This is a genomic window from Antarcticirhabdus aurantiaca (genome assembly GCF_009765365.1).
GTDB classification, from domain to species: Bacteria; Pseudomonadota; Alphaproteobacteria; order Rhizobiales; family Rhizobiaceae; genus Antarcticirhabdus; species Antarcticirhabdus aurantiaca.
Window position 1 is genome coordinate 74,383 of sequence record NZ_VTOM01000018.1, and the last position, 14,458, is coordinate 88,840.

Below are 14,458 nucleotides of genomic sequence, written 5' to 3' on the forward strand. Positions count from 1 at the left end.
CCTCAAGCCGCCGGCGTTTGTTTCCGTTCGGACACAGCCATCAGGCGAGTTGGACCGTCTCGCGCGGTTCGGCGGCGCGGGCGAGAAGGGCGCGGATCTCCGACCGGCAGGAGCCGCAATTCGTGCCCGCCCGGGTCTGCGCCGCGACGGCCTCGACGCTGACCGCGCCCTTGGCCATGGCCGCGAGGATGTCGTTGGCGCCGATATTCATGCAGGAGCAGACGATCGCGCCCTTGTCCGGCCCGTCTGCGCCGCCGCGGCCGGCAAGCAGGCGGGCGCGGTCGAGGGCGGTGAGCGTGGCGCCGAGCTTCTCGGCGGCGAAGGCGCGGGACACGGCGACGGGCTGCGGCGAGAGCCACAGGGCACCGTCGAGGCGGCCATCGCGAACGAGCGCGAAGCGGTGGGAGCCGGTGGCGGCGTCGTCGTAGCTGAGGAGGCCGGGTTCGGTGGGCTCGGCGCCGAGAAGGGCGGCCGCGACAGCGGCCGGGTCGGCGAGGCGTGTCGCGCCGGCGATCTCGGCGCGCCAGCCACCGCGCGTGCGGGCGAGGGCGTGGTACCCGGCGACGCTAAGCGGTTCCGGCTTTCGGGTCGAGACGAGGAAGCCGTACCAGGCGGCGGGATAGCGCTCCACCGACACGCGGGAAGCCTTGAGGGCGGGCTGGCCGGAGACGGGGTCGGTGCGCGGCTCGACGAGCGCGTCGACGCGGCCGCTCGGGGCGTAGGCCGCGGTCCAGTGCATGGGCGCGAAGACGGCGCCGCGCCGGCCGCGATCCGTGACGAGGCAGCGTAGGGTCGCCTCGCCATGGGGGGAGGACAGGCGGGCGAGGTCGGCGTCGGCGAGCCCGAGGGCGGCGGCGTCCTCCGGGTGGATCTCGAGGAAGGGCTCGGCGATGTGGGCGGAGAGGCGCGGGGACAGGCCCGTCCGAGTCATCGTGTGCCAATGGTCGCGCACGCGGCCGGTGTTGAGGGTGAAGCCGGAGGCGGCGTCGCGCTTCGGCGGGGCGACGGGGACGAGGCGGGCGCGGCCGTCGGCATGGAAGAAGCGGCCGTCGGCGAAGGAGCGGGCGGGCGCGGCGGCCCTGGCGGAGAGCGGCCAGCGGAGGGGGGCGAGCGCCTCGTAGGCCGCCGCGTCGAGGCCGGCGAGGGCGCCGAGGTCGAGGTCGCGGGACGTCGCTGCCTCGTTGCGGAAGGCGGTGAGCGCGGCGTGCTCGGCAAAGATTTCGGCCGGAGTGTGATAGGCGAAGGCGTTCCGAAAGCCCATGCGGCGGGCGACGGCGGACAGGATCCACCAGTCGGGGCGGGCCTCGCCGGGCATGTCGAGGAACGGGCGCTGGCGCGAGATGCGGCGCTCGGAGTTCGTGACCGTGCCGTTCTTCTCGCCCCAGGCCGCGGCGGGAAGGGCGACGTGGGCGAAGGCCAGGGTGTCGGCGGTGGCGGAGGCTTCGGAGACGACGACGAAGGGGCAGGCGGCGAGCGCCGCCTTGATCGCGTCCGCGTCCGGCATGGAGACCACGGGGTTGGTGCCCATGATCCAGAGCGCCTTGATCCGCCCGTCCGCCACGGCGCGGAAGAGGTCGACGGCCTTGAGGCCGGGCTTTTCAGACAGGCTCGGCGCGTTCCAGAAGGTCCGGACGATCTCGCGGTGGGCGGGATTCTCGATCGCCATGTGGGCGGCGAGCATGTTGGCGAGGCCGCCGACCTCGCGCCCGCCCATGGCGTTGGGCTGGCCGGTGATCGAGAAGGGACCGGCGCCCGGCTTGCCGATGCGCCCCGTGGCCAGGTGGCAGTTGACGATCGCGTTGACCTTGTCCGTGCCGCTCGCCGACTGGTTGGCGCCCTGGCTCCACAGGGTGACGGTGCGGGGCGTCTGCGCGACGAGGTCGAAGAAGGCGAGGAGGTCGGGCGCGGACAGGCCGGTCGCGGCTTCGAGGTCGCAGGCCGTCAGGGCGAGAGCTTCGCCGAGGGCGGCGCCGAAGCCGGTGGTATGCGCGTCAAGGAAGGCGGGGTCGGTCGCGCCGGCGCGGTGGAGATGGGCGAGGAGGCCGAGGAAGAGCGGCACGTCGCCGTCCGCGGCCAGGGCCAAGTGAAGGTCGGCGATGTCGCAGGTCGCGCTGCGGCGCGGGTCGATGACGACGACGCGCATGGCGGGGCGCGCAGCCTTGGCGGCGACCAGGCGCTGGTAAAGGACCGGGTGGCACCAGGCGAGGTTGGAGCCGACGAGAACGACGAGATCGGCCGCCTCCATGTCCTCGTAGGACACCGGCACGTGGTCGGCGCCGAAGGCGCGGACGTGACCCGCGACCGAGGAGGACATGCAGAGGCGCGAGTTCGTGTCAATGTTGGCCGAGCCGATGAAGCCCTTCATCAGCTTGTTGGCGACGTAATAGTCCTCGGTGAGGAGCTGGCCGGAGCAGTAGAAGGCGACGGCATCCGGGCCGTGGTCGCGGACGGCGGCGGAGAAGCGCTCCGCGACGGCGGTGAGGGCGGCGTCCCAGGACACGCGCTCGCCCTCGATCGCCGGATGGAGGAGGCGCTCCTCCAGGCCGACCGTTTCGCCGAGCGCCGCGCCCTTGGAGCAGAGGCGGCCGAGATTGGCGGGGTGGTCGGGGTCTCCGGCGATGGAAACGCTGCCGTCCGGCATCGGGCTCGCGAGGACGCCGCAGCCGACGCCGCAATAAGGGCAGGTCGTCCTGGTCGGAGGCGTGGCGTTCTGCGCGAGGTCGTTCATCGGGGCCCCTACTCGGCGGCCTGGGGGAAGCTTGCCGCGAGGTCCGCGGGGGCGAGGCCGAGCTCGATGGTCTCGCCGTCGGCTGCGAGGCGCACGGGGAAGGTGCGAACCTGTCCCTCGTCCGGTCCCTGGACGAGGCCGGTGTCGAGGGCGATCACCTGCGAATGCAGCGGGCAGGTGACGCGCCCGTCATGGACGATGCCCTGGGAGAGCGGCCCGCCCTTGTGCGGGCAGCGGTCTTCGGTGGCGAAGACGCGGTCGTCGGCCGTGCGGAACACGGCGATGCGGCCGAAGGGCACGACCACGCAGCGCGCGCCGCGGCGGGGAATGTCACCGAGCCGGCCGATGGCGAGGAAGCGGAGGGCGGAGGCGGAGGGCTGGGACATGCCGCGTCGGGTCCTTCGGACGAACAAGAATGGAGGTGGAGCCGAAAGGGGCTCCCACCCTCTCCCGCTTCGGGAGAGAGTGGCTGCGCCGCGGAGGCGGCGCGGCCGGGTGAGGGTCCCGTAGGGCGCGAGCGGTTCCGCGGATGACGGACGCTTGCGGTTCGGTTGCGGATGCGCGCCGACGGCAGAGCCGTTTGGAGACCCTCATCCGCCCCTTCGGGGCACCTTCTCCCGGAACGGGAGAAGGGGATGCGGCTTTGGCGTCGCGTCTCCCGAAGCTACTCCGCCGCTTCGCGGAAGGTGAGGTCGGCCATGGGCTTGAACTCGTGGGACGCTGTGCGGCCTTGGGCGCGCTCGGCCCAGGGATCCACTTGCGCGAACTGCTGGGAATAAACGAAGCGGTCGAAGTAGGCGCGGCGCTTGTCCAAGTCGTCGACGATCGCGGTGCGGATCGATTCCATGCCGACGCGCTTCAGCCACTTGTAGATGCGCTCGAGATAGTGGCCCTGCTCGCGGTAGAGCTGGGTCAGCGCGGCGATGACCTCGATCGCCTCTCCTTCCGTGTCGACGTGGCAGAGGACCTGCGTGCCGTGGATGTCGAGGCCGGCGGCGCCGGCGAAGTGGATGTCGTAGCCGCTGTCGACGCAGATGACGCCGATGTCCTTGCAGGTCGCCTCGGCGCAGTTGCGGGGACAGCCGGAGACGGCCATCTTGAGCTTGGCCGGGGTCCAGGAGCCCCACATGAACTTTTCCAGCTTCACGCCGAGGCCGGTCGAGTCTTGCGTGCCGAAGCGGCACCAGTCGGTGCCCACGCACGTCTTCACCGTGCGCAGCCCCTTGGCATAGGCGGCGCCCGAGACCATGCCGGCGGCGTTGAGGTCGGCCCAGACGGCGGGCAGGTCCTCCTTCTTCACGCCGAGCATGTCGATGCGCTGGCCGCCGGTGCACTTCACCGCCGGGATGTCGTACTTCTCGACGACGTCGGCGATGGCGCGCAGCTCCTTGGCCGAGGTCATGCCGCCCCACATGCGGGGCACGACGGAATAGGTGCCGTCCTTCTGGATGTTGGCGTGGACGCGCTCGTTGATGAAGCGGGACTGCTTGTCGTCCTGGTACTCGCCCGGCCAATCGGCGAGGAGGTAGTAGTTCAGCGCCGGCCGGCACTTGGCGCAGCCGCAGGAGGTCTTCCACTCCAGCTCCTGCATGACGGCGGGGATGGATTTCAGCCCCTTCGCCTGGATCAGCCGGCGCACGTCGCCGTGCGAGAGCGTCGTGCAGGCGCACATCGGCTTGACGGCGTTGGGGTTGAACGCGTCGCCCAGCGTCAGGCTCATCAGCTGCTCGACGAGGCCGGTGCAGGTGCCGCAGGAGGCCGACGCCTTCGTGTGGGAGCGCACCTCGTCGAGGCTGGTCAGGCCCTTGGCGGTGATCGCGGAGGTGATCTTGCCCTTGCAGACGCCGTTGCAGCCGCAGATCTCGGCGTCATCGCCCAAGGCTGCAACGGCCGCCATAGGGTCCAGCGGGGACCCTCCCTGGTAGCTCTGGCCGAAGATGAGCGTTTCGCGCATCTCGGCGATGTCGGTGCCCTTCTTCATCAGGTCGGAGAACCAGCCGCCGTCGGCCGTCTCGCCGTAGAGCACGGCGCCGAGCACCTTGTTGTCCTTGACGACGAGGCGCTTGTAGACGCCGGCCGAGGCGTCGCGCAGCACGATCTCCTCGCGGTCGCCCCCTTCCGCGAAGTCGCCGACGGAGTAGAGGTCGATGCCGGTCACTTTCAGCTTCGTCGGCGTGTCGGAGTGCTTGAAGCCGGCGCCGTCGACGCCGGCGAGCGTGCGGGCGGCGACTTCGGCCATCTGGTAGAGCGGCGCGACGAGGCCGTAGACGCGGCCCTCCACCTCGACGCACTCGCCGAGCGCGAGGATGGCGGGGTCGGAGGTGCGCATGTGCGCGTCGACGAGGATGCCGCGGCCGATGTCGAGGCCGGCGTCCTTGGCGAGGCCGGCGGCGGGGCGGATGCCGACCGCCATGACGACGAGCGTCGCGGGAATGACCCGGCCGTCGGCGAGCTCGACGCCCTCGACCTTGGTCTCGCCGAGGATCGCCTTGGTGTTGGCGTTGGTGATCACCTCGATGCCGCGCTTCTCGAGGGCCTTCTGGAGGAGGTAGCCGGCGGCGGGGTCGAGCTGGCGCTCCATGAGCGTCGGCATGAGGTGGAGAACGGTGACGTCGAGCCCTTGCGCGCGCAGGCCCGCCGCGGCCTCGAGGCCCAGGAGGCCGCCGCCGATGACCACCGCCTTGGCGCGGGACTGCGCCGCGAGGATCATCGCCTCGACGTCGTCGAGGTCGCGATAGGCGAGGACGCCGGGGAGATCCTTGCCCGGGACGGGGGGCACGAAGGGCGTCGAGCCCGTGGCGATGACGAGGCGGTCATAGGCTTGCGTCACGCCCTGGTCGGAGGTGACGGTCTTCGCGGCCCGGTCGATCGCGACGATGCGGTGGCCCTTGTAGAGGGTGACGCCGTTCTTCACGTACCAGCCGTCGCCGTGGATGACGATGTCGTCGAAGCTCTTCTCGCCGGACAGGACCGGGGAGAGCATGATGCGGTCGTAGTTGACCCGCGGCTCGGCGTTGAAGATCGTGACCTCGAAGCGGCCGGGCGCCGTTTCGAAGAGGTGCTCCAGCATCCGGCCGGGGGCCATGCCGTTGCCGACGATGACGAGTTTCTCGGACATGGGGGATCGGTCCTCGGGGAGAGGTTGCTCAGAGATCGGCGGCGCGGACGCGGTCGAAGGTCAGGCGGCTTCCACGAAGCGGTTGCGCTCGTAGAGGAACTTGAGGACCGCCTGGCGGCAGCGGAGATAGGTCGGGTCCGTCGCCAGCTTGATGCGGTCGCGGGGGCGGGCGAGGGGCACGTCGAGGATCTCGCCGATGGTGGCGGAGGGGCCGTTGGTCAGCATCACGATGCGGTCCGACAGGAGCACGGCCTCGTCGACGTCGTGGGTGATCATCATGACCGTCGTGCCGAGGTTCGCCTGGATCTGCATCACCTGATCCTGGAGATGGGCCCTCGTCAGCGCGTCGAGCGCGCCGAAGGGCTCGTCGAGGAGGAGGACCTTCGGCTCCATGGCGAGCGCCCGGGCGATGCCGACGCGCTGCTTCATGCCGCCGGAGATCTCGGAGGGGCGCTTGTCCTTGGCGTGGCCCATGTGGACCAGCTCGAGGTTCTTCATCACCCATTCGCGGCGCTGGGGCGCCTTCATGGTGCGCGCGAAGACCTTGTCGACGGCGAGCGCGACGTTCTCGTAGACCGTCAGCCAGGGCAGCAGCGAGTGGTTCTGGAAGACCACCGCGCGGTCGGGGCCGGGCTCGTTGACCTGGCGGTCCTCCAGGAGGACGCCGCCGACGCTCGCGTCCGTCAGGCCGGCGACGATGTTAAGGAGCGTCGACTTCCCGCAGCCGGAATGGCCGATGATCGAGACGTACTCGCCCTTGGCGACGACAAGGTTCACGCCGGTGAGGACTTCCGTCGTGGCGGCGCCGCGGGTGAAGCGCTTGGCGACGCCTTCGATGGACAGGAAGGGCTTGGCGTTTGTCATGTTCGGATCTCCCGTCGCGGTGCTCAGGCGGCCGAGGTGCCGCGGGTGACGAGGCGGCCGACGAATGCGACGATCCGGTCGAGCACGAAGCCGACGAGGCCGACATAGACGAGGGCGAGGATGATGTCGGAGATCAGCGAGGAGTTCCACGCGTCCCAGATGAAGAAGCCGATGCCGACGCCGCCGATCAGCATCTCCGCCGCGACGATGGCGAGCCAGGACAGGCCGACGCCGATGCGAAGCCCGGTGAAGATGTAGGGCGCGGCCGCCGGCAGCATGATCTTGCCGAAGTACTCGAAGCCGTTGAGGCGGAGCACCTGCGCGACGTTGCTGTAGTCCTGCGGGATGTTGCGGATGCCGACCGCGGTGTTGATGATGATCGGCCAGACCGCGGTGATGAAGATCACGAAGATGGCGGAGGGCTGGCCGTCCTGGAAGGCGGCGAGCGAGAGGGGGAGCCAGGCGAGCGGGGGCACGGTGCGCAGCACCTGGAAGATCGGGTCGAGGCCGCGCATGGCGAGCTGCGAGGACCCGACGAGGACGCCGAGCGCGATGCCGACGACCACCGCGATGGCGTAGCCCATGGCCACGCGCTGGAGGCTCGCCCAGATCTGCCAGCCGAGGCCGACATCGTTGCCGCCGTTGACGTAGAAGGGGTTGGCGATCAGCTCCCAGGTGTCGGAGACGACCTGGCTCGGCGGCGGCAGGGCCGAGGTCGGGGAATAACAGAGCAGCTCCCACAGGCCGAGCAGCGCGACCAGCGCGACGAGCGGCGGCAGGGCGTTGGCCCCGGCCTCGCGGGCGAGGCGCGCCGCCTTCGCGGCGACGGGCGTGCCGGCGCGGGGCAGCGCGACGACAGCTCCGGGCGCGGCGGATTTCGGCAGGGCGATCACCGTCGCCGGGGCCTTGGCTGCTGTCTGGGACATGGGCTCGTTTCCGTGTCGTTGGCGGCCGGTCAGGCGATCTTGGTGATGGCGAGGCTGGCGATGTAGCCTTCCGGGTTCTCCGGGTCGAAGACCTTGCCGTCGAAGAAGGTCTCGGGGCCGCGCGACGGCGAGGCCGGGAGGTCGGACAGCCCAAGCGACTTGGCCGCTTCCAGCCAGAGGTCGCCGCGATTGACCTTGGCGACCATGCCCTTGATGTCGGTCGCGGCCGGCAGCTTGCCCCAGCGCACGTCCTCGGTGAGGAACCAGCTGTCGTGGCTGGCGAAGGGGTAGGAGGCGTGGTCGCGCCAGAACTTCATGAAGTGCGGCGAGTCCTCGACGACGCGGCCGGTGCCGTAGTCGATGACGCCCTTCATGCGCGGGCCGATGTCGGCGGCCTTGACGTTGAACCAGGCGCGCTTGGACAGGATGTCGGCGAGCTCGTCCTTGTTGGCCATGTCGTCGGCCCACTGCGCGGCCTCCTGGACCGCCATCAGGAGGGCGAGCGTCGCCTTCGGGTTCTTCTCCACCCAGTCGGCGCGCATGGCGAAGCTCTTCTCCGGATGCTTGTTCCAGAGCTCGCCCGTGGTCAGCGCGGTGTAGCCGATGCCCTGCTCGACGAGCTGGGCGTTCCAGGGCTCGCCGACGCAGAAGGCGTCCATGGTGCCGACCTTCATGTTGGCGACCATCTGCGGCGGGGGGACGACGATGGTCTCGACGTCGGTGTCGGGGTCGATGCCGCCGGCGGCGAGCCAGTAGCGGATCCAGAGGTCGTGCGTGCCGCCGGGGAAGGTCATGGCGACCTTGGCGGGGGCACCTTCGGCCTTCTTCTTGGCGAAGGTCGCCTTCAGCACCGAGGCGTCGAGGCCGACCTTGAGATCGGCATAGGCCGCGCCCACCGAGATGCCCTGGCCGTCGAGGTTGAGGCGGGCGAGGATCGCCATCGGCAGCGGCTGGTTGTTCTGCGTCACCGCGCCCGCCGTCATCAGGTAGGGCATGGGGGTGAGGATGTGGGCGCCGTCGATGCCGGACCCGTCCGAGCCGAGGACGAGATTGTCGCGCGTCGTGCCCCAGGAGGACTGCTTGGCGACCTCGACGTCGGGCATGCCGTGCTTCTCGAAGAAGCCCTTCTCCTTGGCGACGATGAGCGGCGCGGCGTCGGTGAGCGCGATGAAGCCGAGGACGGCCTTCGTCGTCTCAGGGCCGCCGGCCGTCTGCGCGAAGGCGCCGCCGGGAAAGGCGGCCCGCGCCGCGGAGAACAGCGCGGCCGTGCCGAGCGTGGCGGCCGTGGTCTTCAGGAAGGCGCGGCGGTCGAGTCCGACGAGGGTCTTCTCGCTCATGGAGCGTCACTCCGGCAAAGGCGGGCGGGCAAAAAAGGGGCGGAAACGAAAAACGTCGCGAAGCCTGCCGGATGGATCGATCGGACGCCTGACAAAGGCGGCGGATCGAGCCGGCGGTTTCGCGACGTCGTTGTCGACAGCGGGCGGGAGAGAACCCGGAGGCTTGCGGCCGCATCATCGTTGATCGGCCGCACTGCAATAATCGCCGGATTTAGAGCCTTTTGAAAGTCCAAATGTTGAGCATCTGGGCAGTGGTCAAAATTCAGGCAATTCGACAATTGTTTCTATGTGGATCAAGAGCTTGAGGGGCGTTTTCACGACGGCGCACTTTGCGCCAGCGCCTGTTCAATCTTCGAGCGCACCGCTGCAATTTGCGGCGTCACTCTCCGGCGAGGGCCTGACGCTCGCGCAGAGACGTGCGGACGGAGAAGCCGGACACGTAATCCTCGATCCGATCGGGATCGAAGGGGCGATCGTCGCCGAATCGGTCGGGCGGGAGAACCAGCGGTCCGCCGGAGAGGGTCGGGATCTCGGCAGGAGCGGCCAGGGCACCTTCGACGCGGCGATCCTGCGCGGGGATCGGCACGCCCGAGCCGGCGAGCGCCTCGCGCCAGACGTCGGGCCGAAAGGCGCGGGCGGCGGCGGCTTGCGCCTCTTGGCTCGGCGCGACCTGACCCCAGCGCAGCATCTGGGCGTAGATCCAGAGCGCCTGGCTGATCCAGGGAAAGGTCGCCGCGCCTTCCGCGAAGCGCAGGTAGTCCGGGATGCGGCGCACCGTGCCGGCCGGGTCCACCGTGACTTCGCCGTCGAGGAGGCGGCGCACGACGTCGCCGGGCACGTCCATGCGGTCGGGGCGGGCGAGGATGGCGGCAAGGTCGCTGCGGTTCGCCGGGTCGTCGCACCAGCGCGCGGCGGCGTGCATCGCGACCACGAGCCGGCAGGCGGTGTCGCGATCCTCGTCGAGAAGGTCGGGCCGCATGCCCAGCACCTTTTCGGGCGAGGCCGGCCAGATGTCGGCCTTCACCGCCACGATCCGCCCGGCGCCTCGCTCGACGGCGAGCATGTTCCAGGGCGCGTTGACGCAGAAGCCGTCGACGGCGCCGGCCATCAGCGCGTCCGCCATCAGCGGCGGGGGCACGACGGTCATCCTCACGTCGCGGTCGGGGTCGATGCCGGCCGAGCCCATGAAGAAGCGGAACTCGTAATTATGCGCGGAGAAGGGGTAGACGACGGCGAAGACGAGCGGTGGGCGCCCGTCCGCGCGGCGCGCGTCGACGACGCGCTTCAGGGCGCGGGCATGCGAGGCGGCGTCGCCGGCCGAGACGTCCTCGCCGCTCGCCTCCATGGCGGCGAAGAGCGCGGTGGAGAGGGTGATGGCGTTGCCGCCGCGCCCGAGGGCGACGGGGGTGACGACGGGATAAGGGTTCGAGCCGATGCCGAGCTGCGAGGCCACCGTCATCGGCGCCAGCATGTGGGCGACGTCGAACTGGCGGAAGGCGAGCCGGTCGCGGATGTTCGCCCAGGACACTTCCTTGACGAGGCGAAGGTCCAGCCCCTCGCGGGCGGCGAAGCCGATCTCGGCCGCGGCGATCGGCACGGCGGCGTCGATGAGCGGGATGAAGCCGAGGGTGACGGTCCGGGTCATGGATCCTCCCGGCCGCCGGCCGGCTTGGCGAACAGCGAGGCGGCCGTGACGACCGAGCGGGCGATCTCGACCATCTTGCGCTTCTCGTTCATCGCGGTCTGGCGGAGCAGCGCGTAGGCTTCCTCCTCCTTCAGGCCGCGATGGCTCATCAGGATGCCCTTGGCACGGTCGATCACCTTGCGGTCGGCGAGTTCGCTTCGCGCCTCGGCGAGCTCCCGCGTCAGGCGCGAGAAGGTGTTGAAGCGCGAGATCGCCATGTCGAGGATGGGCTTCACCCGCTCCTTCTTCAGCCCGTCGACCACGTAGGCCGAGACGCCGGCCTCGACGGCGGCCTGAATCGAGGCGGAGTCGGAGCGGTCGACGAACATGGCGATGGGGCGCTGTACGGAACGCGACACCTCGAAGAACTGCTCCAGACTGTCGCGGCCGGGGTTCTCGATGTCGACCACGATGACGTCGGGCTTCAAGCGCTCGATCTCGCGCACGAGGCCGGTCATCTCGGTGACGACGGCGACGTGGGCGTGGCCGGCCTCGCGCAGGCCGTCCTCGATGATCGCCGCGCGGGCGCGGTTCTCGTCCACCACCAGAATCGAGAGCGTCGATGCCATATCGGCGATATTGCACCTGCGAAGGGCGATCCGGCAATCGAACGATGCGGGATTTCAGGCCGCGAGCGGCAGGCGCACCACCTGGCTGAGGCCCTTGGGCGCCCGGTTGGCGAGCGTCAGCGTGCCGCTGGCGCGCTCGACGATCTCCTTGGCGATGGCGAGGCCGAGGCCGGCGCCCGGGCCGATCTTGCGCCGCGCCGGATCGACCCGGAAGAAGGGCTCGAAGGCGCGGTCGATGAGGTCGTCGGGAATGCCCGGCCCGTCGTCCTCGATGGCGATCACGGCGGTGTCGCCGGCCCGATCGAGCGAAATCCGCGCGCCGCCGCCGTGGATCGCGGCGTTCTCCACGAGGTTGCGCAAGGCCCGCTTGATGGCGAGCGGCCGGGCGAGGACGGTCGAGGGGGCGTCGAGAGAGCCGAGCGCGACGGGGCGGCCGATCTCGGAGAGCTCGGCGGCGATGTCGCGCAGCGTGTCCGAGAGTTCCACCGGCTCGGCGGCGCCGGGCTCGACCTCCTCGCGCACGAGGCGGATGGCGCTGTCGGCGATGGCGTCGAGCTCTTCGAGGTCCTTCAGCCAGACCTCGCGCTCCTCGTCGGGCAGGAACTCGGCGCGAAGCCGCATGCGCGTCATCGGCGTCCTCAGGTCGTGGCCGGCGGCGGCGACGAGGCGCATGCGGCTCTCGACGGCGATGCGCACGCGCGCCGTCAGCCGGTTCAGCGCGCGGGCAGCGTGGCGCATCTCGGCCGGGCCGCTTTCCGGCACGGGGGCGGGCAGGCCGTCGGGGCCGAGGTTGGCGACGGCCTCGTCGAGGATGCGAAGCGGTCGCGTCATCTTGGTCGCGACGAAGAGCGACACGGCGACGGCGCCGACGACGACGAGCACGAGATAGGACACGAAGGCGAAGTGGTTGCGCGGCGGAAAGCCGGGATAGGGGAGATAGGCCCAGCGGCCCGGCTCGAACTCGAAGGCGAGCTGGCGCGTGCGGGCCTCGAGATCGCCGACGATGCGCACGGGAAGGTCGAGGCCGCCGTCCGCGAGCTGGCTGGCTATGCCGTCGGCCTCGCGCACCTTGGCGCCGTCGCCGCGCTGGGGCTCGGGGCCGAGCTCGATGCCGAAGCGCTCGGCGGCGCCGGGCTCGGTCGTCAGCAGGCGGTGGACGATGCGCACCTCTTCCGCGAAGGCGGCGGCGAAGCTTTCGCGATTCGGCCGGTCGAGGACCTGGACCGAGACGAGGGCGGACAGGCCGACGACGCCGACGATGGCGAGGACGAGCAGCAGCGCCAGCCGCGAGCGCAGCGAGGTCATGCGGTCGGCGAGGCGGCTCACGGGCGGGGCTCGTCGCGGCGCTCGACGCGGGCGGCGAACTGGTAGCCGCCGTTGCGCACCGTCTTGAACAGGCGGAACACGCCGGCATCGTTCAGCTTGCGCCGCAGCCGGCTCATGGTGACGTCGACCGAGCGGTCGAAGGGGTCGGCGGTGCGCCCGTGCAGGAGATCCATCAGGACGTCGCGCGAGAGCACCCGGCCCGGTCGGTCGAGGAAGATCATCAGGAGGTCGTATTCGGCACCGGTCAGGTCGACCTCGTTCCCCGCGGCGTCGGTGACGGAGCGGCGCTCGGGATCGACCTCGTAGTCGTCGAAGCGGTAGCGGGCCGTCGTCGGGCGGTCGGGCGCGGCGCTCGCGCCTTCCGATCCGCCGCGGCGCAGCACGGCGCGGATGCGGGCGACGAGCTCGCGCGGGTTGAAGGGCTTGCCGAGATAGTCGTCGGCGCCGAGCTCCAGCCCGACGATGCGGTCGACGTCCTCCTTGAGGGCGGTGAGGAGGATGATCGCGATGCTCGGATTGCGCTCCTTGGTCTCGCGGCAGATGTCGAGGCCCGAGCCGTCCGGCAGCATGACGTCGAGAACGACGAGGTCGACCTCGGCGTCCGCGAGCTTGGCCTCGAAGGCTCGGCGGCTGGCGGCGAGCGAGCAGCGGAAACCCTGGCTCTCCAGGTAGCGGCCGAGGAGCTTGCCGATCTCGGGATCGTCGTCGACGACGAGGATGTGGGGCTTGTGCATCGGCTTGGGCATCGGCGTTTCGGGGGCGGCTCCAGCTCTACGCGCGCGCTTGCGGGGTGAAAACGAACGAAACGTATCAATGCGTTGCCGGGGCGGGGCGCGCAACGATGCGTAACAAATCGGCTGTCCGTCGCAACCTTGCGAAATGTTCGGCGATAGAGCTGCAACCAGGACGGCCTATCCCTGTTCTCGGACCAACGGTTCAACGAGGACTGACATGCACGGACATCACCGACACCCTTCGCGCCGTCGCCGCGCGGCATTCGCGGTCTTGCTGGCGGGCGCCGCGGCCTCGCTCATGCCGACCGGCGCGTCTTTCGCGCAGGAACCGCCGCCGCCGCCTCCGCCCGGCGCGTCCGCCGGTCCCGAAGCCGGATCGCCGCCGCGCCCGGAGCGTGGCCCGCGCGGCGAAGGCCGCGAGGGACGCCGCCACCACGACCGCGAGCGCGGCCCGCGCGGCGGACCGGAGTTCTCGACGCTGCGCCTCGCCGAGGCCCTGGCGGGCATGGAGGTCGCGCTCGGAATCCGCTCCGACCAGATGGACGCCTGGCGCAACTTCACCGGCGCGCTCATCGCCTTCGCCGACTCCATGCGCCCGCCGATGCGCGGGCCGGGCGGCCCCGGTGGTCCGGGCGGCCCGGGCGGACCCGACGTGCCGCCCCCGGCGACTGTCGGACCGGACGGCGTGCCGAGCCCGGCGCCGGGCGCGCCCGGCGGGGACGATGCGGACGAGGCCGGCGATCCGGAAGCGCGGATCCCGCCGCTGGACCGGCTCGAGCGCTTCGCCGATCGCGCCATCCAGACGGGCGAGCGGGCCGAGCGGCTGAAGGCGGCCATCGACACGCTTCGCACCACGCTGACGCCGGAACAGGCCGAGCTCGCCACCCGCCTCGCTCGCGACTTCATGCGCGACATGCATCGCGGCGACGGTCCGAAGGGGCCGCGCGACCGCGACGACGACCGAGGCCCGCGCGGCGATCGGGATCGGGATCGTGACCGCGCCGAGCGCGGCGACCGCGACGGCGATCGGGATCGCGACCGTGAGGAGCGCGACGACCGTGGCGATCGGGGTGACCGCGACGAGCGGGGTGGCGACCAGGATCGCTGATCGCCCGCTCGGCTAAACCCAAGCGACATGAATGGGCCCGGTGCCGCTCGCGCGGCGCCGGGCC

Annotated in this window: 11 protein-coding genes; 1 reads left to right on the forward strand and 10 read right to left on the reverse strand. The window is 70.7% G+C overall.

All coding sequences use genetic code 11. The annotated features are described in order from the left end of the window. Positions 1-40 precede the first annotated feature (40 nt). From FZN60_RS20050 to FZN60_RS20095, 10 genes are all read right to left on the reverse strand, one after another. A complete protein-coding gene (locus FZN60_RS20050; RefSeq protein WP_158875285.1) occupies positions 41-2,728 on the reverse strand; it encodes a nitrate reductase in 2,688 nt (895 codons plus the stop codon). Positions 2,729-2,736: 8 nt separating this feature from the next. Then, complete coding sequence (gene nirD, locus FZN60_RS20055; RefSeq protein ID WP_158875286.1) at positions 2,737-3,114, reverse strand: nitrite reductase small subunit NirD; 378 nt, start codon at positions 3,112-3,114, stop codon at positions 2,737-2,739. Between the two features lie 278 nt (positions 3,115-3,392). After that, entirely contained in the window at positions 3,393-5,846 is a 2,454-nt protein-coding gene (gene nirB / locus FZN60_RS20060; RefSeq protein ID WP_158875287.1) for a nitrite reductase large subunit NirB, read from the reverse strand. Between the two features lie 60 nt (positions 5,847-5,906). Next, on the reverse strand, positions 5,907-6,710 hold the full coding sequence (locus tag FZN60_RS20065) for an ABC transporter ATP-binding protein (RefSeq protein WP_158875288.1): 804 nt from the start codon (positions 6,708-6,710) through the stop codon (positions 5,907-5,909). Between the two features lie 23 nt (positions 6,711-6,733). Continuing rightward, entirely contained in the window at positions 6,734-7,636 is a 903-nt protein-coding gene (ntrB, locus tag FZN60_RS20070) for a nitrate ABC transporter permease (RefSeq protein ID WP_158875289.1), read from the reverse strand. Between the two features lie 29 nt (positions 7,637-7,665). Further along, entirely contained in the window at positions 7,666-8,973 is a 1,308-nt protein-coding gene (locus FZN60_RS20075) for a CmpA/NrtA family ABC transporter substrate-binding protein (RefSeq protein WP_158875290.1), read from the reverse strand. Positions 8,974-9,352: 379 nt separating this feature from the next. Then, the gene (locus FZN60_RS20080) at positions 9,353-10,618 is read right to left on the reverse strand and encodes a CmpA/NrtA family ABC transporter substrate-binding protein (protein ID WP_158875291.1); all 1,266 of its coding nucleotides are present in this window, start codon (positions 10,616-10,618) and stop codon (positions 9,353-9,355) included. After that, entirely contained in the window at positions 10,615-11,226 is a 612-nt protein-coding gene (locus tag FZN60_RS20085; protein ID WP_158875292.1) for an ANTAR domain-containing response regulator, read from the reverse strand. Before FZN60_RS20085 ends, FZN60_RS20080 begins: the two co-directional genes overlap by 4 nt. A 54-nt stretch (positions 11,227-11,280) precedes the next feature. Then, entirely contained in the window at positions 11,281-12,552 is a 1,272-nt protein-coding gene (locus FZN60_RS20090; RefSeq protein ID WP_369413059.1) for an ATP-binding protein, read from the reverse strand. Next, the gene (locus tag FZN60_RS20095) at positions 12,549-13,286 is read right to left on the reverse strand and encodes a response regulator (RefSeq protein WP_158875293.1); all 738 of its coding nucleotides are present in this window, start codon (positions 13,284-13,286) and stop codon (positions 12,549-12,551) included. The genes FZN60_RS20090 and FZN60_RS20095 overlap by 4 nt, the downstream gene beginning before the upstream one ends. A gap of 217 nt (positions 13,287-13,503) precedes the next feature. Between FZN60_RS20095 and FZN60_RS20100 the strand changes: the two genes are divergently transcribed. Further along, positions 13,504-14,394: a hypothetical protein gene (locus FZN60_RS20100; protein WP_158875294.1), complete on the forward strand. Its 891-nt coding sequence runs from the start codon at positions 13,504-13,506 to the stop codon at positions 14,392-14,394. Positions 14,395-14,458 lie beyond the last annotated feature (64 nt).

Bases quoted from the DNA above. Each gene is read 5' to 3' on its own strand.
- FZN60_RS20100 (WP_158875294.1), top strand. From the start codon at position 13,504: ATGCACGGACATCACCGACACCCTTCGCGCCGTCGCCGCGCGGCATTC.
- ntrB (WP_158875289.1), bottom strand. From the start codon at position 7,636: ATGTCCCAGACAGCAGCCAAGGCCCCGGCGACGGTGATCGCCCTGCCG.
- nirB (WP_158875287.1), bottom strand. From the start codon at position 5,846: ATGTCCGAGAAACTCGTCATCGTCGGCAACGGCATGGCCCCCGGCCGG.
- FZN60_RS20075 (WP_158875290.1), bottom strand. From the start codon at position 8,973: ATGAGCGAGAAGACCCTCGTCGGACTCGACCGCCGCGCCTTCCTGAAG.
- FZN60_RS20095 (WP_158875293.1), bottom strand. From the start codon at position 13,286: ATGCACAAGCCCCACATCCTCGTCGTCGACGACGATCCCGAGATCGGC.
- FZN60_RS20080 (WP_158875291.1), bottom strand. From the start codon at position 10,618: ATGACCCGGACCGTCACCCTCGGCTTCATCCCGCTCATCGACGCCGCC.
- FZN60_RS20050 (WP_158875285.1), bottom strand. From the start codon at position 2,728: ATGAACGACCTCGCGCAGAACGCCACGCCTCCGACCAGGACGACCTGC.
- FZN60_RS20085 (WP_158875292.1), bottom strand. From the start codon at position 11,226: ATGGCATCGACGCTCTCGATTCTGGTGGTGGACGAGAACCGCGCCCGC.
- FZN60_RS20065 (WP_158875288.1), bottom strand. From the start codon at position 6,710: ATGACAAACGCCAAGCCCTTCCTGTCCATCGAAGGCGTCGCCAAGCGC.
- nirD (WP_158875286.1), bottom strand. From the start codon at position 3,114: ATGTCCCAGCCCTCCGCCTCCGCCCTCCGCTTCCTCGCCATCGGCCGG.